We start from the raw sequence: 695 nt of genomic DNA, 5'->3' as shown, positions 1-695 counted from the left end.
GCCACGATGCGGCCGCCGACCGAGGATGTGTTCGCCTTCACTGATATCGACTTCGCCATGCTGCCCGCGCTCAAGGCGGCGGCGCTGGAGAAGGTGAACGAGCCCGGCATGCGGGTGCTGAAGATAGTGGCGAACCGTCCGATCACCAGCATCGGCACGCCACAGCTTGTCTGGACGCTCACCGTCGGCGATCCTGCGAAGCAGGGAAACTGGATCACCCGGACCGAGGGCGAGGCATGGCAGGTCGTAGCAAGCCCTGCCGGCGAGATTCTTCGGGTTATCCTTCCCCCCGGCCGACGCCCGTCGGTGGATTGGTGGACGCCCGCCAACCTACGCGACGTGATCGACCGGCTCGTTTCCACCTTTCCGGTCAGCCATCCCTTCCGCGAGATCGTGCTCGATCCGCAAGGCGGCAGGGCTCATGCCGTCGACGGGGGCGACCCGACGCTGTGGCGGGAATTCAGCATCACCGCGCACGAAATCTCCGTGTCGTCCATTGGAGGTGGACGCCATGACGGGGTGGACGGGACATGGTTCACGCTGGATACGCTCGATGGCTACAGCACAGAAGTGATTTTCGACCTCGTCTCGCGCACGTTCGAGACTATGAGCCTGCCCGATGGCTACATATCCAGGTTGACGTTTTCGCGCGGGAATACCTGGGTTCGGCCGCCGGAGGGGCAGGTGATGCTGGA

At 64.0% G+C, this 695-nt stretch carries 1 protein-coding gene; it reads left to right on the top strand.

Annotation, left to right across the window (positions count from 1 at the left end; genetic code table 11):
- A partial coding sequence (locus AC0L3D_RS36840; protein ID WP_473647551.1) for a hypothetical protein occupies nt 1–695 on the top strand: 695 nt, incomplete at both ends.

The sequence above is a fragment of the Mesorhizobium sp. WSM4837 genome, assembly GCF_055811435.1.
Note: the sequence above shows the minus strand (reverse complement) of the source record. Positions and strands in the feature narration are given on the sequence as shown.